Consider the following 19,063-nt stretch of genomic DNA (forward strand, 5'->3'; position numbering starts at 1 on the left):
TAAACCTCGCCGAATCCGGCGGGGTTTTTTTATCTGCAAAAGCAGGAGGTGACAGGGAAGTTTGGGAAGAGATATCAGTATAGCGATAAATGCAAAAGACAATTATACACAAGCAATAACAACAATGAAAAATGCTAATCAGGCATTTAATAAAGATTTAACAGGATTAAACTCAAAATTAGATGCCTTGAACAAAAATAAAATAACCTTAAAAGTAGATGTCAGCAAAGCTAAAAAAGAACTTAGTGAAGCAGAAAAGCAATTTGCTAAAACTGGGGAGGCCGCCGACAAGCTGAATCTTGAACTTGCTAATGCTAAATATGAAAATGCTCGCAGAAACCTGTCCCTAGTTTCCGATAATGCTAAACAAGCTGAAAAGGACATACGAAGTCTAACAAATGCAGTGAGTAAAAATGAAAATAGGGCCTCTGCTTCAAGAAATCAAAGTACTATGGGTAGTGTTTTAGGTACTATTGCCGCCTCTGGTGCCGCCTCACTTATTGGTGATACAATAGGTGGAATAACAAGTACATATGTAAGCAGCGCTTATGGTTCTGAAGCAAGTACTATATTTAACAGTGCATTGTCAACAGCCGGAATGGGAGCGGCAATTGGTACCGCAATAGCACCGGGAATTGGTACGGCGGTTGGAGCGGCTTTAGGTGGAATTATAGGTGTAATACAGGGCAATGCGCAAGTATTTGAAAAGAAAGATGATTCTTTCAAACAATACTACCAAGATCAGTTTAAATCAGTAATAGAAGAACAGAACAATTCACTTTCTTCTGGATCAGGAATTGCATCGTCAAGAGAGCAAAACAAAATATCATTTTCTACATTACTTGGCGGTGATAAAAACGCTACATCATACCTAAAAGATATCACTAAGTTTGCAAGCGACACACCATTTGAGTATGACGATCTAACAAAAATAAGTAAAACACTTTTGGCATACAGATACAAGCAAAATGAAATCATTCCACTGCTTACAAAGGTGGGTGATGCCGGGTCTGCTCTTGGAATGTCCACAGATGATATGACATGGGTATCTACCGCCCTTGGTCGTATGAAAAGCACAGGGAAAACATCCCTTGAATATCTTAATCCGCTATTAGAACGTGGTATACCGGTATGGGATTATTTAGCTAAAGCATCAGGTAAAACTAACAAACAAGTTCAGGAAATGGTAAGCAAAGGACTTATACCAGGAGAAAAGGCAGCCCAAGCAATCGCTGATTATATGGGGTACGATTTTGCTGGTAATATGAAAAAACAGGCTCAAACCTATTCAGGGCTCGTAAGCACCTTGGAAGATGCTCAAAACCAGATAAACAACGCAATGGGGGAAGGATATAACGAAGAACGTAAAAAAGGAATACAAAGCCAAATAAGCTATCTCAGTGGAGATAGCGGAACAAAGATGCAAGAAGCATACAACCAGATAGGACAATGGAAGGCATCGCTTGAAAATTTGGCAGAGCAGTTTAAAAGAAATGCTTTAAGTGCGGTAATGAGTGGAAGTATCAGTTCTGAGTTCAGTGAGAAAACTCAGGCAAGACTATCCGAAATGTACAAGGAGTATACCCAATACGCAGCAGATGGTTCAAAGGATGCTGGTGCCAAGATGGGGGCACTTCTAGCAGAAGCCCAAGCAATCGCACAAGATGAATATAACGCCAGTGAAGGTGCACAGTTAGCAATCCAAACAAATAAAACTCTTGCTGAAAATATAAAAAATGATGCTGGGTTAAATCAATCATATTGGGATGCCGGATACCAAATGGGAAAACAATTTTCATTAGGGTTAGCTTCAGCAATTAAAGACAAATCCGATGATAACAAAATAACCTTTGGTTTATCAAATTCCGGGGTAGTATCAATAGATAAAAATCCTTCAAATGCAATAACTAATTTGTTTGGTGGCAGTAACGGAAATATTCAGAGTTCAGGTAAAAATAAGTTCGGGTTTGGTAACGGATATGCGGTTGGATTAAGTTACGTACCTTATAATAATTTTCCGACAGTGTTGCATGAAGGTGAAAGAGTCCTTACTGCAAGTGAAAACCGTTCATATGGACAAAATGCAGCACCGGTTATAACTGGCAATTCATTTGTAATAAGAGAAGAGGCAGACATACAAAAGGTAGCAATTGAAATAGTGCGACAAATGAATAGAGCCAATGAGCTGGCAGATTGATAGAAAGGGTGGTAAAACTGATTAAATTTATATTTAAAGATACGATAAAAAACAAAGAACTTATATTACCTGTTACACCTTCTAGTTTCGAAGTCAATCACGGGATAAACGTAGAAACAATTAATATTCATACTCTGGGTGATGTTAGTGTTGCCGGGTATAAGCTTGCACCAACTTACAAAGTAGATTGTATGTTTCCGGCAAAAAAATATCCATTTTGCCAGCCAAAGGCAGATTTAAATCCTTACAGTTATGTTAAAAAGTTTGAGGAATGGTGCGATAACCACACGGTTTTACGCTATATAATATCAGATACAATGGTAAATACCCCGGTGCTTATATCTGACATTACCTACGGTGAAAAAGATGGTACAGGAGATGTTTATGCGACTATAACAATGCGTAATTACAAAACATTGTCAGTAGTACAAACCAATAAAACTGGTAATCGTAGCCGAAGTAGTACTGAAAAGAAAACATCCCCATCAAAAAGTTATACTATAAAACGGGGAGATACATTAAGTGCAATTTGCAGAAAGCATTATGGCAATGCTGCATTATACCCAAAACTTGCTGCAGTCAATGGAATAAAGAATCCAAACCTTATTAGTTCCGGAAAAACATTAAAACTTCCGGCAGTTTTGTAAGAGAGGGATAATATATGATCAAACTTTTAATAACAAACAGTACTGGCACTGTAGATGTAACTCAATTTGTACAGTCAATTACCTGGTCGGGAGATTACCAACAATGCTCACGAACTCTTGACTTTGAGATTATATCATCACCTACAGACAAAAATCTTCCTGCTATTAAATGCGAACTGGGGAATAGTGTAATTTTGATGCAAGATACTATGATATTGTTTGATGGATATATATTTGAACGGCAGAAGGACACAAACAGTAGCACAATAAATATAACCTGCTATGATCGTGGCATATACCTTAAACGTAACGAAGCGTCATATAAATTTAAAAATACAACTCCTGCAGCAATAGCAAAAAGAATCTGTACTGATTTTGGAATCCAACTTGGTTCAATCGTGGCTCCCAATGTGAAAGTATCCCGGAATTTTATCGGAGTAAGTTTGTATAGTATGATTCAAACAGCTTATACATTAGCCTCAGAAGCAACTGACAAAAAATATTTAATGCGCTTCACTGGCTCAAAGTTAAATATTATAGAAAAAGCTGTCACAAATGAAACACTGGTGATAGAAGGCGGTAGTAACCTAATGTCGGCATCAACAACTGAAAGCATATCTAATATGGTTAATCAGGTTGTTATTTACAATGATAAAGACAAACTTATATCAACACAAAAAGACAGTGAAGCAATAAAGCTTTACGGAGTATTGCAAAGCTATCTTAAGCAGGCAAAAGGTGAGAATGGCATTGCAAAAGCCAAAAAACTGATAGCAGATAATGGAGTAAGTCAAAAGATAACCATAGAGAATTTGGGAAACATTGCAAACATTACCGGAGGTACTGTAGTAGTTCGGGAACCATACACCGGGGTATACGGACTGTTTTACATTGATAGTGATACTCATACCTGGAAGCGTGGGCAGTATTACAACAAATTGGTTGTTAACTTTAAAAACATTATGGATGAACAAGATGTTGGAGCTCTCCCAAACAAGGATGGAAGTAAAACAAAATCAAGCACAAGCGGAAATTGGGACTATACACATAAGCCGGGAGGAAAGTAAATGGAAGATAACCCTTTTTTAACGATGGTTAAAACTATTAGACAAGTCAGTAAATCTCAAATACCTGCTAACTTTCGTTTTGGTACCGTTGTTACGGCTAATCCTTTACAACTTGATGTGGCAGGCACAATACAGGATAAAGATTCGGTGCTGAAAAACAGTATAATTAATACATTCACGGAAGGTGATATGCTGCTTCTGGTACCCATTGAAGATGAACAGCGGTATATAATACTTTGCAAGGTGGTGAGTATATGAGTACAACACTATTCCCGAGCATACAACCACAAATAGATGAAACACCTACAGAACTGGAACTATACAAAGAAGTAAAATGGGATTTCGAAAAAAATATTCCCGTATATCAAAACGGCTCACCTGTTATTTTAACAGGAAAGGAAGCCGTTTTTGTTTGGGCGTGGAAGGCACTTACAACTCCACGTTTCAGATATGAAATATATACATGGGATTTTGGAAGTGAAATCGAATCCCTTATAGGGCAACCATTTACGGATGAATTAAAACAATCAGAAGCTGCAAGGTATGTACAAGAATGTTTGCTTATAAACCCATACATCACTGGTGTATTAAATATAAATGTAGCGTTTAGTGATGAAATTATAAAAATAAGCTGCACAATTGAGACAATTTATGGGGAGGTGGATATAGATGTATGAAGACTTAACAGCAGAAAGCATTAAAAGTGATTTAATAGGACGACTTTCTACAGACATAAATGTCAATGAAGGTAGTTACACAAATGACATGATAAGTGCCGTTGCCTATGAAATCTGGAAGGGTTATCAGTCCCTAGATGCTTTAATTCCAATTGCCTTTGTAGATGAAACTTCTGGAGAATATATAGATAGGCGCTGTGCTGAATATGGTATAACTCGTAAAGCCGGGACAGCAGCAAAAGCAACATTAAATTTTACAGGAACAGACGGAACGCTAATACCAGCCGGGAAGGTATTTTTAACAGTGGAAGGACTTCAATTTGAGACTGATGAGACGGTAACAATAACAGCAGGAGTTGCAATGGTAAATGCTACGGCTGTAGAAATAGGAGAGGAATACAATGTTGATGTAGGTACTATTACTCAACAGCTAATAAGCCTAGGAGGTTTAAGTACTGTTACAAATGAAAAAGCAACTGGTGGCACTGACCCTGAATCAGATACAGATCTTGTAAAAAGGTTAAACGATTATTTGAGAAGCCCGGCAACTTCTGGAAATGTAGCACATTATAAGCAATGGGCCTTATCTGTAAATGGAGTGGGAGCTGTAAAAGTTGAACCGTTATGGAATGGCCCAGGGACGGTGAAGGTTTTGATAGTTAACAATGAGAAAAAGCCTGTAGATTCAACAATTTTAAATAATTGTGCTGAGTGTATAGAATCAAACAGGCCTATTGGTGCAACGGTAACAGTTGAAAGTGCGCAGGAATTAAGTGTAGATATCACTGCAAAAATAATTATAGATAGTAGTACAACCCTTGACACGGTAAGAACAGAATTTGAAGCAAGTTTGAAATCATATTTAAAAGACATATCATTTGAAAAATATACAATTGTCTATAATCGTATTGTATACATGCTCCTTGATATTAGCGGTGTAATGGACTATACATCACTTACGATTAATGGAGGTACGGCAAATATAACTATTGCTGATAATAAGGTACCTGTATTACAGAATGTTGAGGTGATAACCTGATGGCACTTATTGACTTATTACCGCCCAACTATAAAAACAGTAGGGAAGTTATAGAACTACAGGGAGCCTTTGAACATTGGACAGAGGCTTTAAATATAGCTAAAGATGATTTGTTCTTACAGTTAAATGTATCGACAGCAACATGGGGCCTGAATATGTGGGAAAAAGCATTAGGAATCGAAATTGACGTTTCTAAGCCATTGGAATACAGGCGTACCAGAATAATGAGCAAACTACGTGGAGCTGGTACAACAACTAAAGAAATGATTAAAAACGTAAGTGAAAGTTATGCGAATGGGGAAGTAGATGTTATCGAAAATAACCCGGACTACTGCTTTACAATTAAATTTGTTGGTTTGAAGGGTATTCCTCCAAACCTTGATGATCTTAAAAAAGCTATAGAAGATATAAAACCAGCACATCTTGATGTGATTTATGAATTTACATACAACCCATGGAGCTATGCCAAAACATTGACATGGGGAGAGGTAAAAGAAAATACATGGGGCAATTTGAAAGAGAGGTAATGAAATGGCAACATATACACAAAACTACAATCTTGAAAAGCCTGACTTAAATGAAACAGCAGACATTGAAGTTATCAATAATAACATGGATATTATTGATGCTAGCTTACACCTTCATACGGTGGATATATTAAAACATATACCATATGCTGTGACAACAAATGTTAATAATGAATACACAGCAAATTTAGGCTTGACAGAGTTAATAGATGGGCAAAGATTACAAATAAAATGTAATGCTGATAGTACTGGTCAAGTGACATTAAATCCTGATGGTATTGGAATAAAAAACGTAGTTAAAGCAAATGGAATACCTGTATCAAACTGGAAAGCAAATGGTATTTACACCCTCGCCTACAATGCTACTACAGGAAATTTTATATCACAGGGTGAAGGGGGGGAATATGGAACAGCCACGCCAGATGATGTAAAAATGGATGTCCCTTTTGGTACTGAAGATGGTATTAAAATTGGAACCTACACATCGGATGCTACAGCAACAGCTGCTGATATTATTGTGGGTAAGATTGCTTATTCTATGGGACAACGCCTTATTGGCACAAACAATAATAAAAGATGGATAAGCGGTACTTTTGATGCTGGGTATTCTTACGATGGTTCTACACAAGTGAATGTTTATGGACTCCCATTTAAACCGCGACTTGTGTATATCTATGGAACAAGAACAAGCCCAGGAACATATTTTCAATACATACTATTAGTTGATACACCCTTTTTAAGTCGTACAGGCATAAAAGGCTTTTACACTTATATGAAACCTGGAACTTCAATGCAATCTAGTTTGATAGCTTCAAGCAGCTATAATTTTCAAATTTTGTCAACAGGATTTACAGCAACTTTTTATGCTACCACTTCAGACACATGGATTGCCTGTGATTATGTTGCTTTTGAATAATAAAAACATGAAAGGTGGTATTTTAATAATGCAAATGGTAAGGGTTATCTATGACCTAAAAGGTAAGATATTATTAACACAGCAAGGAACTAATGTATATACACCGCAAGGAGTACCATACATGGATGTGCAATTGGAGGATGGGTCTTATATAGAAAGTATGGATACATCAATAAGTCCACATCGACCTGTCATAAAGATCACACCAGATCCATACGGAGATATAAAACAGCAAATACAAAGCTGCATTGACCAATTGGCGCAAACACGACAGGCAAATATGGCAACCACACTCACTCTAATGCAGGCACTAGCCGAAGTGTACGAGCAAATGATAGCAATCAAAGCTAGCTTACCTGGAGGTGGTTTTTAATGTTAGAAGTGTATATAACGCTGATTAAAAATGGAGTAAGGGAACTTGACAGTATACCTGAAAAATTTAGGGCAGAAGTTAAAAAGAAACTTGAACAAGACAACATAGTAGATACATCAAAATAGGGAGGTAAAACAGTGTTTAAACGATTACGCCTTATATGGGATATATTAACTTTTAAAGGAGGTGACGGATATATGGTAGATGTATACATAGCTTTGATAGTACACACAGATATTACACATCGCACAATTGACACTGTACCAGCAGCACTAAAAGATGCTGTATTAGCTGGACTAAACGCTATTGGGTTGGATGGCTACGGTCAACCACTACCCCAAGGCTAGGCAACAAACTGATTAGATAACCCCGGTGCAATCCGGGGCTATCTAAAAGACATAAGGATAATATCACGACCTAAAAGGGAGTCATTTATTTGGCTCTCTTTTTGTTTTACAAAAATACATCATTGGGGAGGCTTGATAAATGGAAGTTAATGTATTAGTAGCTATTAGTGTGGCCGGAACTTTGAGTGGCATTGTATTTAGTTACATTGGCTATCGGAACGGAGTAAAAAAAGAAAGTTCAGATGCAGGCAAGAATTCCGGAACACTGATATCAGATGTAGGTTATATAAAAGCTGGCGTTGATGATTTAAAGCGAAAGCAAGAAACATCAGAAGAACGACATTTTGCACTAGCTGAACGTGTAAAAGGTGTTGAAGAGTCTGCAAAGTCAGCACATAAAAGAATAGATGGATTGGAGGCAAAAGAACATGTCATATAGTGTTAAATTCAAATATACTGATGAATGTTTTGTTTATCCCAAATTGATTGCCGCAGTTAATACTCTGTGTGTTAAAAAAGGAAAGGATTGTCTTTGTACCTCCGGATACAGGAGTTTAGCGAAACAAAGGCTTATAAACGCGCAATCATTGGCACAGAGAAAAAGCCAAGGTGCATATCAAAAATCAGACGGGTCCGTGTATACTCCTGACGGGAAGTGTTGGGCTGCTGCTTACGGTAAATCAAACCATTGTTATTGTATAGCCATGGATATAACAGATAGTTGGTTTCAGTCCCTTACTAATGCCGAATTAAAAAAGTATGGGCTTGTTAAACCAATGAGCTATGAGCCATGGCATGTGCAGTTGCTAAAACATAACGGAATTAGCCAGAAACAAAAAGAAGCAATCAGAGACAGTGTGTTGAAAGGAGAAGGAAAAGATATGGACGTAAAAATATTTCAGAGTATGACAGGACTAAAGGCAGACGGCATTGCCGGTCCTGTAACAAAGGCAAAAGCAAAGGAAGTATTACAGTGTTGCCAAGAGATTCTGGGTAATAACTTCAAATCTGCCGAGGAAGTTATCAAAGCGACTCAATCCAACCCTGGCATATGGCTGGGGGTAATTAAAACATTAAAATACTTTGACAGATTTGTTATGAATATCGTCAATAAGATGGGAGGATGTACATAATATGAAAGAGAAATTTTCAAAATTGATAGATGTCAAGACAATAGTAACCTTTGCCCTTGTGGGTGCAATGATTGGATTCACCGCAGCCGGCAAAGTAGATCCTGAAAAACTTGCATCAATGGCAACTATGGCGGTGTCCTTTTTCTTTGCGGTAAAGCTAAATAAATCATAATATAGAAATGCCCTCAGGGAGAAATCCTTGAGGGCTGTTATTTAGTACTTTTTTAAAGTTTTAATAATATAATAGATTCCCTGTATAAAGAAAACAGAGCTTATAAAAGAACACGCAATTACAATCTTTTGCAGTATATCGATATTATCAATAATTAATTTTATAGTAAAGTATAGATAGGCAAAGTTAATTATTAGTGCTAATATGCTTAAAATTAGTGCAATTATTATAGCCGCAAAGTATTTATCTATATAATGATATTTTTTTAACCTGGCTATTCTTTCGTTAGATAAAGCACTTATTAAAATACTCAATGCTGTAAATAAAAACCCCGATATTACTGCGTTATAACTTATTAAATCAATAGGTTGCGTTGGATTAACTTTAAAACAATTATATTTAAATAAAAAAGCAACTGATAATATTGATACGAAAAAAAGCACAATATTGGTCCAGAAAAAACGCATAATGTTAGATTTTATTTCCATACGAACATCACCTCACAAAATTTAACAAGTCATTTCTTAGATTCATATAATGTCCATGCATTTCGTTTCTTACAGTGTCTTCCCAGTTAACAGTTGGTATAATATTAAAAGTGGCTTTAGATATAAAAGTATTATCTAAAAAGTTGTATTCAATCATTTTTTCGTCTTCGTTTTTGGCGTTTGCACTTGTTGAAACTTTTTTAGCATTTTTTTCTTTAGAGAATGAGGATAGTTTATCAAATATTATCTTCAACGATTTTTTATCATTTATAATATTTTTGCCTTTGGGACCCCTTAAAGATAGCGTCATATTCAGACTACTTAAATTACAAAAAGCATCGAATAAATCTTCATCATTAATCCCGTAAATACTTTTAGCTAATTCATCGTCGGATGGAAGAGCAACACTATAGTTTATACTATTAATTATACGCTTATTCATTAGTACTGCAAGACCATCTTCGGTAGTAATCGGCTCTATTTCTATTATATAGTCAGGATTACTCATTAGTTTTGATATTAATTTTAAGCATCTTATATTAGGTGCCGCTTGTGATCTTAAAAATGCAATCGTTACTACTGGTTTATTATTATTTTCTTCAAAAAACATATAAAAGTATGTATAGCATTCAAAAAATTCATCTATTTCCTTCTCTATATTATTTGTTTCTAAAGTCTTTTTATTCCTTCGTTGAAAGTTGAATATATCTTTCATCCTACCTATTTTCCCAAACAGAAAAGATGAATTTAAAGTAAACTCTTCTTCATCAAGACTTTGGATATTATTTATATTATTTCCTGTCCCAATTAGTTCAAAAGAAAATTCATCCGCAAAAGATAATGAGTTAAAATTGTTTAGATTCTTTTTTAGCAAATTGTTAAATTCGGATTTAAACTCATTTGTAGATAGTAATTCACGTGCGAAAGTTCCGTCAGCTTTTTTACTATGAAGATTTTTGAAAAATTGAAGTTGATAAAAATATATAGTTCCAGTTTTTGTGCTCATTACAAATTCCTCCCTAAATATATAAAAATATACAAATAATACTATTTATTGTATATTTTAAAAAATATATAGTCAACCATGTTGCAATATTTGCTCTTACAATTTCAGTTTATAATGATTGAATCTACACCGCTAAAATAGCAAAACACCTTCATTTTAAAAATACAAGTTATTAAATTTGGGGTTACATTTATTTTATATTTATCAAAGCCTTACACAAATATAACAAGTATTACAATAAGAGGGAATAAATAATCCTAAAATATAACTATAATACTAAATTATGTAATAATATTACTATAAAAAATAGCGATAATCCCAATTAATGGACTATCGCTATTTTATTTTATAGGGAAATCTTAAAACATTTATTTTATCATTCTTTGCTGAAATTGCCCCTGACAGGGATGGAACCCTATCAGGATTATACTATTGCTTAAATTTCTGAATAATCCAGAAGGCCAAAAATACAATTTGATTCTGTACTTCTGGGTGCAATAATATAAAGGCAATGAGTAAAATATGAACATACATATTTTAAGATTTCCTTTCATATTTTATTTTAAAAGTCCATATTGCATAAGACAATAATATCAAAGTATCACATCACAAACAACGGAAAATTAAACCTTATGTATTAGTTCGCATTAGCCTAATATCATACAAACAAAAAACGGGCAATAGCCCGCTTTTTGTGTAGTTTTTATCCATCTCTCTGTTAGATATGATGTGTTACAATAATTATACAATATATTGCAAAAAAACACAATATAGATAGATAATAGTATTTTCAATTATGTATCATAATTAATATTGACACAATGACAAAAAGTGGATATAATTGTATCATAATTAATTATGATAAGGTGATGTTATGAAAAGAAAAACAATCAAAGACTATGAAGAACAAGTAAAATCTCTTGAAAGGTTAATTGAATACTTGCAAAAAGATAAACACGATTTAATAATTGAAAAGCAAAACATCCTTCTAAAGTATAATGTTGTACCAAAAGCTGAGTATGATGCTCTAGTACAACAGTTTAACGATTTACAAGCGAGATATGACTTACTTAAAAGTATACAGGCAAACAAGAAATATAACGAGCGTAATGCTGGCCGTAAAAGAAAACTCTCTGACAATGAAGTATTAGAGTTAAGAAAATCCGGAAATACAGTAAGGGAAATTGCAGCTATACTAAATGTTGGGACAGCGACTGTTAATAGAATTTTAGCTAGATATCGAAATTAATTATAATACAACAAAATTTAAAAATAACTGGACAAAAGAGGGGATGGTGCTATCCGGCAAGATAAGTTCACCAAACCCCAGTACGTCCCACGAGGAGACAAACTAATTATATCACTGTCTTATCTCCTCGTACAAGAGAGGGGTAAATAAAATTATGTTAAAAGAAGATGTAATTATTCGTATCATGGGCAAGGCTGTTGAGTTTCTTGCTCATGAAGATGCAGTTCAGGTTAGAAATATTTTAGAAGAAGAACTTTATAATTATGATTTGCAGCCTGCCGAAAACGCAATTGTTCCTTATGAGGGAATTCCAGAAAAATTGGTTCTTTTCATCACAACTAAAAAATTAGAAGGTTTATCATCAAAGACGTTGAAGAGTTACAGCCTGCATTTGACCAGGTTTTCAAAAAATGTACAAAAAAGAATCGAAGACATAGATGTAATGGATATAAGAAGATATCTGGCACAATATTCGCAAACGGGAATAAAGAAATCAACATTGAATACAGAAATTAGTATTTTAAGAAGTTTTTTTAATTGGCTGGAAGCAGAGGATTATATTTTAAAGAGTCCTATGAGGAAGGTTAAACCTGCCAAAAAGGCAAAAAGAGTGAGAAAGGCATTATCCCAGGAAGAAATGGAAATACTCAGAATGACATGTAAAACCAAAAGGGATAAGGCTATGATGGAGTTTTTTTACAGCACCGGCTGTCGCTTGGATGAAGTTTATAAATTAAATAAACAGGACATTGACTGGAATAAGGGGACGGTCAATGTAATCGGAAAAGGGGATAAAGAACGGACGGTATTTTTAAATGCTAGAGCAAAGGTTCATTTGTGGAGTTATTTAGAAACCAGGGCAGATAAAAACGAAGCCTTATTCGTGAGTGCTAAAAAGCCATTTAACCGTCTTGGACATCGGGGATATCAAAAGATATTTAATGAGTTAGGGAAGATGGCAGGAATAACAAAATCAGTCCATCCACACCTATTGAGACACACTACAGCAACAACGGCCGTAAATAACGGTGCAAGTATTCAAGCCGTTCAGAAAATTCTAGGTCATACAGACCCGGCTACAACACAAATTTATGCGGATCTTAATAATGAAGAAGTACAGCTTAATCATAAGAAATTTATAGCTTAAGAAATGTGAACACCAATAAAGAGCGTCATTTGCACTCTTTATTGGTGTGTAGTATTTGAATTTTTATTGGCCATCTTTTATATATCTTCTTGCAACATCAAGAATAGATTGTTTATAGTTTGATATATCATCAAGGTTTTCCAAAGGATATTTTAGTTGACCTTTTCCAGTATCCGGGAGAAATATATATTTTTTTATTCCATCAAGTTTAAACCTACAAATCCATTTCCAAGAATTATTGTCATATAATATTCCAAAGTAGGATTCGGTATCTTTATAGGTTATCAAATCTCTTGAAACTATTTCGCTAAGAAACTGGCGAACAATAAAGAAAGCCTCTAGTTCATCTTGAGTTGTATTTATTTTTGATTCATGAGTATTAATTTCAGTTTCAGGATTTAATACAGCTGCAGATTCTTCTTGAATCTCGTTGCTTGATTTTAAGGCAGTTGTTATTTTATCATTCATTAATTCGTTTACAAACTGATTTAGGGATTTCTTAATAATATCTCGGAATTTTTCTATAACGTTTTGTGTTTTTATTCCGGAATATACTTCTCCCAAAACATATTTAATAAAGTTATCCGATGGTGTTTTGAGTTGTTGGGTCATTAACTTAATTATTTCATTAGAATACTTTAATTCAGAGGCTGTATTAAATATTGTTTCTATATCAAAATTGATTTTGTTAAACTTCTTAAGTTCTTGCACATAGCCATCTTTAATATCTAAAATATTAAATTCTAAGAAAGGCTTCATGTCCATTTTGTTTGATTCGTCCAGATCGGTATAAAATTTATATATTATACCATTAGTTAATATTCCAAATTTGGCTTCGGAAGTTCCGAAGTATCTGAATAGTTGGGAACCATGCTTGTCTAAGTTTTCACCGCACCATTTAGCTTCAACAAGAATTGTAGGTTTCCCGTCCATTATTATAGCATAATCAACCTTCTCACCTTTCTTAATTCCTACATCAGCTGTAAATTCAGGTAGAAACTCATGTGGGTCAAAAACATCATAGCCTAGTAATGAAAAAAACGGCATAATGATAGAAGTTTTAGTTGCTTCCTCCGTAAGAATTTTATCTTTTATATTTTCTACTCTTTTGGAGAATTGCTTTAATTCATCAATAAAATCCATAATAAACACCGCCTAATTATAATTAAATTTCCAATAATTACATTTTATAGTTAATCTATTAATTATGCAACTAGATTTAATCATTGATAACATTATGGTACTAATTCTTCTGTACCTATATCCGTACCGAAAGGACGATTTGAATTAATGACTTGAAACCCTTGATATCAAGGGTTTTTATTATGTGTGAATTATATCATAAATATGAATGGAGGTAAATAAATGGAAAGAACCCAAGAAAAATTATTATATGGGGCAATATCAGGTAAGCTAATTTATTATCTGAGGACTATGGGCTATGGAGCTAAATCAGTTAATACCAGCGGAAAGGAAGGGAATTGGGATACTGAAAAAATATGTGTAACCAAAGACGGCAGAGATTTGTGTGATATCAATTGTATTGAAGGTACGATTACATATCATAATGCTTCTGAGCAGGAGGAAATCAATTTAATCCGAGACCTTATTAATGAGCTTGAGGAACAGGAATTGATTTTTAACAGAGCTGAGCCTATGAAAGTTGAAGGGCTCAAACATTATAGGGTTCTAGCTGAATACAATAACGTTATTCTTGCTGCTTGTGAAACAGAAGGTATAAATTCTTCATTGCATAAGGTTAATAGCTATCAATATGTTACATGGGAAAGAGATAAAGGAGGCTCACAAATGGGTGTTCACTCCGGAATTTATTTTAGTGATAACTATACTGGAGCAAAAGAGAATTTTGTTATCAGATCCGGATTTATGAGAAAAAGTAAGCTGTTGAGTGAGACTGAAATGATGGCTATATATAGCGGAATTGTAAAGCTCGAAGATTTTGATATTAACAATGATGACAGTTACAAAATATTTAGACAAATAAAAGAAAAAATACAAGACATAATTCCTGATATTGAAGCAAGGATTTACAGGAATGATCCTAGGTTTATTACTAACTTAGTTAATGAATCAGAAGCTATTGAGGAAGATATTGAGCTATATGATCAAGAAATTCGGTAAGTGAAAAGTCATTTCTTATCTTACGAAATAAAATATATTAATACAGAAAGGATTTTTAGGAAAATGCTTAGTTTCAAAACAATGTTTAATGAAACTATGAAGCAGATTACGAGGAGTGACAGCGAGTGGAAAAAGTTTCTAGGTTTCTCAGGACAGTTATTCAAGTATGGTTTTTACGAAACTGTCCTTATTTACAATCAAAGACCTGATGCAACTATTGTTGCAGATATGGATACATGGAATAAAAGAGTAGGAAGATGGATAAATCGTGGTAGCAGGGCAATTAAGGTTTATGATGCTAATAGTAAAGGTGTACGGTATTTATTTGATATATCAGATACACACGGTAACTATACAAGTAGAATTAAAAGCTACACAATAAAAACAGATGCAGCACAAAGTTTCGTTATGGAATATTTAGGTGTAGAAAAAGAAAGGGATTTTGAGGGCTTTGTAGAAAGTTTATGTACTGAGTTTTTAGACAAACATGAGTACCCGGGAGAATACTTTGATTACTTTGTACAACAAAGTGTTGTATATTCTGTGTTCAGCAGGCTTAAGTTTGATACTGAAGGAAAATTTCATTTTGAGGATATTTTGAAACAGATTGACATAGGCCAAGCAACTGAGTATGCTTCAATAATATGTGAAATAAGCAAACAGGTTTTAAGACTTTTGGAAAAGCCGGCACGAATTTATGAAAATAAGGAGATAAATAGAAATGAGAGCCAAATACATAGAAGGAATTGGATTGGTGGAGTATCCGGAGACACCGGAAGAAATGCAGGAAGCTATGAGCAAAGAAGCAAGGGAAATAAAGAAACAGGAACCGATATCCAAAACAGATTATCGGGAGGGAGCAGACGGGATATTATATCCTATGATATCACCGGACGAGAATCGGGAGTTGGACAAAATACCGGAAGGGATATTCGCAGCGGAGGCAGTGAAATACCTAGTGCAGAACTACCCCAAAAGAGTACAAGAATTGAAAATACAGGGTACGTGGTTCAGTACAATTTATCAGATAGACAATCAGGCATTGGAAATGATGGACAAGGTTCAACAAGAACTGAAGAAGAAACACCCGATACCTCAGACGGAGGATTTTACCGAGTTGGCCAGATACAACAACTGGATCAGGGAAACGGCTCAGGAAATAGTAATGAAGGAAGTAGTCAGAGTTCCGAGATAAAGGATAATAAAAGTGACGAAGTTAAAGAGTCATCAGAAAATGGTGGCTCTATTATTTTGCCTCAAAAACAGCAAACGCTTTTGGAATTTATTAAAGATGAAGAATCTGAGCGGTCTAAGAAAGATGTAGAAAGTGAAAACATAACTTTTAATATTGCTTCAAATAAAACTAGAATAAATTATACTTATAATCCTTCAGATGATATTGGTGCTGGTGGTCAAAAGACAAAATATAAAGCCAATGTCGAAGCAATTAAGCTGCTCAAGGATATCGAAAAGGAAAACCGTCTTGCAACAAGCCAAGAACAAAGTATTCTTATTCGATACACTGGATGGGGTGGATTATCACAGGTATTTAATGCTGAAACTAAAGGCTGGGAAAGGGAGTACCAGGAATTAAAAGAACTTCTTACTGATGAGGAATATATCAGTGCAAGAGCATCTACGCCCAATGCCCATTATACAGATTCACAAGTAATCAAAGCTATATACAAAGCCTTAAACAGGTTTGGCTTTAAAGGAGGTAACATCCTTGAACCCTCTATGGGTACTGGATTATTTTATTCTTTAATTCCTGAAGATGTTTCTAATAAGTCCAAGTTATATGGCGTAGAACTGGACAGCATATCGGGTAGAATATCAAAGCAGCTTTACCAAAAGGCTGATATAAGGATTCAGGGGTTTGAAGATGCAGACTATCCGGATAATTTCTTTGATATTGCAGTAGGAAATGTACCTTTTGGAGACTATAAGCTCCATGATAAAAGATATGACAAGCTCAACCTTAACATACACGATTACTTCTTTGCAAAGACATTGGACAAGGTTCGTCCCGGTGGAATTATAGCATATATAACCAGCAAAGGAACGCTGGATAAGGCAAACGGTTCTTTCAGAAGATACATTGCGGAACGTGCCGAACTGATAGGAGCAATAAGGCTTCCAAACAATGCCTTCAGGCAGATAGCAAATACAGATGTAACAACAGATATCATTTTTCTTCAGAAGCGTGAGCACGCAATTATTTTAGATGAAGAACCGGCTTGGACAGGACTGGGACAGACTGATGACGGAGTACCTGTAAATCAGTATTATCTGGATAATCCTGATATGCTCCTTGGGAAAATGATTTTTGATAAAAGAATGTTTGGAAGTGACGGAAAATATACAAGCCTTGTTGCAGAGGACAATTTCAATTTAGTAGAAGTACTTGACAGAGTAGTTGAAAAACTACATGCAAGGATAGATACAAATGATACCGGAAAAGAAAATCAGGAAGAAGAATATATCCCTGCAGAGCCGGAAGTCAAAAACTATACATAAGTGTCGGAACCTACAAAGGTTTTGATTTAAAGCTTGAATACAATGAGTTTCTGAGCGGGTTTAATCTACATATTACAGGCAAATATCAGTACACAATTGAGCTTGGTGGGAATCCCATCGGGAATATCACACGTATAGACAATGCACTGGAAGGAATGGAACCGACATTGCAAAGATGTTGTAATCAGTTGGAACAACTTAACCAGGACTTTGAAACAGCAAAGGCAGAATATGAAAAACCGTGGCGTTACGAGGAAGAATACAAGACAAAATTAGCACGTCAGGCAGAACTAAACATTGAGCTTGATTTAAACAAACAGGATGAAGTTTTGGGAGATGAGGCATCAATTGAAGACAAAGAGGTAGCAATAAATGCTTCGTATGTAGTCTCTGATGAAGAAGAGCAGGAAATGGAGATGTAAATAATTTAGGAAAGGGTGAGGAAAATTTATGGATATTTGAGTATTAGGATGTCAAAATCAAAGGACTGAAAAGCGATGTTTGTCGAACATAAGACCTCTTTTGCAAGGATTTCTCATATCAAATGGTTACGTTACGTAGCCAAAAAAGAAATTAAAATAAGAATAAGCAATTGGCAGATATTGTAAGTCAACTTCGTATAATCTGGAGTATTTGCTAAATATCAATATACTGCCAGTTGATAGTTAAGAAATTAACTGGTAACATAACTTAGTAAATATTTACAATTTTTCATTAAAAAACTATATTTCACCTTAGGAGGACTTATATGAAAAAAAATCGTTTTTTAGCAATTTTATTAGTTTTTACAGTTTTATTATCGTTTACCTCAGCTGTTTCCGCTAAATCACTTCAAAGTGATACAACCTCGCAACAAAAGTACATATTAACACAAAAAGAAATAAGCAAATTTAATCAGTATGTCTCATTAAAAAATGGTCAGTTCTCTATTGATAATATTGCAAAAAAAGAATTATCAGATAGTGAGTATGATAAATTAGAATTTAATATTAACAAAAATAATCAAATAATTAATAAAATAAATAAAGATTCTATTATGATAGTTGACCCCAAAAAACAAGAAGCGAATGCAGAATCAAACAATACATTTGCTGCAGCAACAACTTATCATGAAGGAGTAACAAAATGTGATATGTATTGGTGGGGTGCAAGAATATACTTATCCAAAACAGTGGTAAATAATTTAGGAAATGGTATTGGGTTTGGAATGATATGGATACCAGAAGCAGTAGTTACCAAAATTATAGCTTCTGTAGGATTTGTATTGGCATTATGCCCAGGGGGAGTAATTATTGACTGCAACTTATGGCTTGCAGGTTGGAATTTTATATCACCAATCGATGTTCCACTTAATGCTTGCACATTTTACGGATGGCAGTAAAACAAATATACACCGTGTATAATAATTGTAAATCTTGC

At 34.7% G+C, this 19,063-nt stretch carries 23 protein-coding genes; 20 read left to right on the forward strand and 3 right to left on the reverse strand.

Annotated elements, in window-relative coordinates; translation table 11 throughout:
• Nucleotides 1-61 precede the first annotated feature (61 nt).
• The 14 genes from K412_RS0114840 to K412_RS22555 all read left to right on the forward strand — a co-directional run bounded on the left by K412_RS0114840 (nucleotide 62) and on the right by K412_RS22555 (nucleotide 9,095).
• Nucleotides 62-2,197: a tape measure protein gene (locus K412_RS0114840; RefSeq protein ID WP_024833836.1), complete on the forward strand. Its 2,136-nt coding sequence runs from the start codon at nucleotides 62-64 to the stop codon at nucleotides 2,195-2,197.
• Nucleotides 2,194-2,844 carry a LysM peptidoglycan-binding domain-containing protein gene (locus K412_RS20905; RefSeq protein ID WP_242835632.1) on the forward strand — a complete coding sequence of 217 codons (651 nt, stop codon included), beginning with the start codon at nucleotides 2,194-2,196 and terminating at the stop codon, nucleotides 2,842-2,844. Before K412_RS0114840 ends, K412_RS20905 begins: the two co-directional genes overlap by 4 nt.
• Before the next feature lie 14 nt (nucleotides 2,845-2,858).
• The gene (locus K412_RS0114850) at nucleotides 2,859-3,911 is read left to right on the forward strand and encodes an XkdQ/YqbQ family protein (RefSeq protein WP_024833837.1); all 1,053 of its coding nucleotides are present in this window, start codon (nucleotides 2,859-2,861) and stop codon (nucleotides 3,909-3,911) included.
• Nucleotides 3,912-4,169, forward strand: a complete 258-nt coding sequence (locus K412_RS0114855) for a hypothetical protein (protein WP_024833838.1) — start codon at nucleotides 3,912-3,914, stop codon at nucleotides 4,167-4,169. It abuts the gene before it with no gap.
• The gene (locus tag K412_RS0114860) at nucleotides 4,166-4,588 is read left to right on the forward strand and encodes a DUF2634 domain-containing protein (RefSeq protein ID WP_024833839.1); all 423 of its coding nucleotides are present in this window, start codon (nucleotides 4,166-4,168) and stop codon (nucleotides 4,586-4,588) included. Before K412_RS0114855 ends, K412_RS0114860 begins: the two co-directional genes overlap by 4 nt.
• Nucleotides 4,581-5,627 (forward strand): baseplate J/gp47 family protein, encoded by a 1,047-nt coding sequence (locus tag K412_RS0114865; protein ID WP_024833840.1) that lies wholly within the window; start codon nucleotides 4,581-4,583, stop codon nucleotides 5,625-5,627. The genes K412_RS0114860 and K412_RS0114865 overlap by 8 nt, the downstream gene beginning before the upstream one ends.
• Nucleotides 5,627-6,154, forward strand: a complete 528-nt coding sequence (locus K412_RS0114870; protein ID WP_024833841.1) for a YmfQ family protein — start codon at nucleotides 5,627-5,629, stop codon at nucleotides 6,152-6,154. Before K412_RS0114865 ends, K412_RS0114870 begins: the two co-directional genes overlap by 1 nt.
• 4 nt (nucleotides 6,155-6,158) lie before the next feature.
• Nucleotides 6,159-7,070, forward strand: a complete 912-nt coding sequence (locus K412_RS21430; RefSeq protein ID WP_024833842.1) for a hypothetical protein — start codon at nucleotides 6,159-6,161, stop codon at nucleotides 7,068-7,070.
• Between the two features lie 28 nt (nucleotides 7,071-7,098).
• Nucleotides 7,099-7,443: a hypothetical protein gene (locus tag K412_RS0114880; protein WP_034847590.1), complete on the forward strand. Its 345-nt coding sequence runs from the start codon at nucleotides 7,099-7,101 to the stop codon at nucleotides 7,441-7,443.
• Nucleotides 7,443-7,568, forward strand: a complete 126-nt coding sequence (locus K412_RS22945) for a CD1375 family protein (RefSeq protein WP_278244542.1) — start codon at nucleotides 7,443-7,445, stop codon at nucleotides 7,566-7,568. The genes K412_RS0114880 and K412_RS22945 overlap by 1 nt, the downstream gene beginning before the upstream one ends.
• Nucleotides 7,569-7,580: 12 nt before the next feature.
• On the forward strand, nucleotides 7,581-7,790 hold the full coding sequence (locus K412_RS0114890) for a hypothetical protein (RefSeq protein WP_024833844.1): 210 nt from the start codon (nucleotides 7,581-7,583) through the stop codon (nucleotides 7,788-7,790).
• 139 nt (nucleotides 7,791-7,929) lie between these two features.
• Nucleotides 7,930-8,229 (forward strand): hypothetical protein, encoded by a 300-nt coding sequence (locus K412_RS0114895; RefSeq protein ID WP_024833845.1) that lies wholly within the window; start codon nucleotides 7,930-7,932, stop codon nucleotides 8,227-8,229.
• Complete coding sequence (locus tag K412_RS0114900) at nucleotides 8,219-8,923, forward strand: M15 family metallopeptidase (protein ID WP_024833846.1); 705 nt, start codon at nucleotides 8,219-8,221, stop codon at nucleotides 8,921-8,923. The genes K412_RS0114895 and K412_RS0114900 overlap by 11 nt, the downstream gene beginning before the upstream one ends.
• 1 nt (nucleotide 8,924) lies before the next feature.
• A complete protein-coding gene (locus tag K412_RS22555; RefSeq protein ID WP_173585615.1) occupies nucleotides 8,925-9,095 on the forward strand; it encodes a hypothetical protein in 171 nt (56 codons plus the stop codon).
• Nucleotides 9,096-9,136: 41 nt separating this feature from the next.
• On the opposite strand, the gene K412_RS0114910 is transcribed toward K412_RS22555, so the two are convergent.
• Complete coding sequence (locus tag K412_RS0114910) at nucleotides 9,137-9,583, reverse strand: hypothetical protein (RefSeq protein WP_024833847.1); 447 nt, start codon at nucleotides 9,581-9,583, stop codon at nucleotides 9,137-9,139.
• A 7-nt stretch (nucleotides 9,584-9,590) separates the two neighbouring features.
• The gene (locus tag K412_RS0114915) at nucleotides 9,591-10,589 is read right to left on the reverse strand and encodes a hypothetical protein (RefSeq protein WP_024833848.1); all 999 of its coding nucleotides are present in this window, start codon (nucleotides 10,587-10,589) and stop codon (nucleotides 9,591-9,593) included.
• Nucleotides 10,590-11,463: 874 nt separating this feature from the next.
• Between K412_RS0114915 and K412_RS0114920 the strand changes: the two genes are divergently transcribed.
• Together K412_RS0114920 and xerA are read left to right on the forward strand one after the other, a co-directional pair.
• Entirely contained in the window at nucleotides 11,464-11,838 is a 375-nt protein-coding gene (locus tag K412_RS0114920; protein WP_024833849.1) for a helix-turn-helix domain-containing protein, read from the forward strand.
• Between the two features lie 154 nt (nucleotides 11,839-11,992).
• Nucleotides 11,993-12,985 (forward strand): site-specific tyrosine recombinase/integron integrase, encoded by a 993-nt coding sequence (gene xerA, locus K412_RS0114925; protein WP_024833850.1) that lies wholly within the window; start codon nucleotides 11,993-11,995, stop codon nucleotides 12,983-12,985.
• Nucleotides 12,986-13,048: 63 nt separating this feature from the next.
• Here the strand turns inward: xerA and K412_RS0114930 are convergent, their stop codons facing one another.
• A complete protein-coding gene (locus K412_RS0114930) occupies nucleotides 13,049-14,128 on the reverse strand; it encodes a type I restriction endonuclease (RefSeq protein ID WP_024833851.1) in 1,080 nt (359 codons plus the stop codon).
• 222 nt (nucleotides 14,129-14,350) lie between these two features.
• Between K412_RS0114930 and K412_RS0114935 the strand changes: the two genes are divergently transcribed.
• The 4 genes from K412_RS0114935 to K412_RS21435 all read left to right on the forward strand — a co-directional run bounded on the left by K412_RS0114935 (nucleotide 14,351) and on the right by K412_RS21435 (nucleotide 19,025).
• Nucleotides 14,351-15,127: a hypothetical protein gene (locus K412_RS0114935; RefSeq protein ID WP_024833852.1), complete on the forward strand. Its 777-nt coding sequence runs from the start codon at nucleotides 14,351-14,353 to the stop codon at nucleotides 15,125-15,127.
• A gap of 880 nt (nucleotides 15,128-16,007) precedes the next feature.
• Nucleotides 16,008-16,322 carry a TnpV protein gene (locus tag K412_RS23070; protein WP_422784877.1) on the forward strand — a complete coding sequence of 105 codons (315 nt, stop codon included), beginning with the start codon at nucleotides 16,008-16,010 and terminating at the stop codon, nucleotides 16,320-16,322.
• Nucleotides 16,323-17,799: 1,477 nt separating this feature from the next.
• A complete protein-coding gene (locus tag K412_RS0114945; RefSeq protein ID WP_024833854.1) occupies nucleotides 17,800-18,066 on the forward strand; it encodes a hypothetical protein in 267 nt (88 codons plus the stop codon).
• Nucleotides 18,067-18,392: 326 nt separating this feature from the next.
• Nucleotides 18,393-19,025, forward strand: a complete 633-nt coding sequence (locus tag K412_RS21435; RefSeq protein ID WP_024833855.1) for a hypothetical protein — start codon at nucleotides 18,393-18,395, stop codon at nucleotides 19,023-19,025.
• Nucleotides 19,026-19,063: the final 38 nt, after the last annotated feature.

The sequence above is a fragment of the Ruminiclostridium josui JCM 17888 genome, from assembly GCF_000526495.1.
Lineage (GTDB): Bacteria > Bacillota > Clostridia > Acetivibrionales > DSM-1351 > Ruminiclostridium > Ruminiclostridium josui.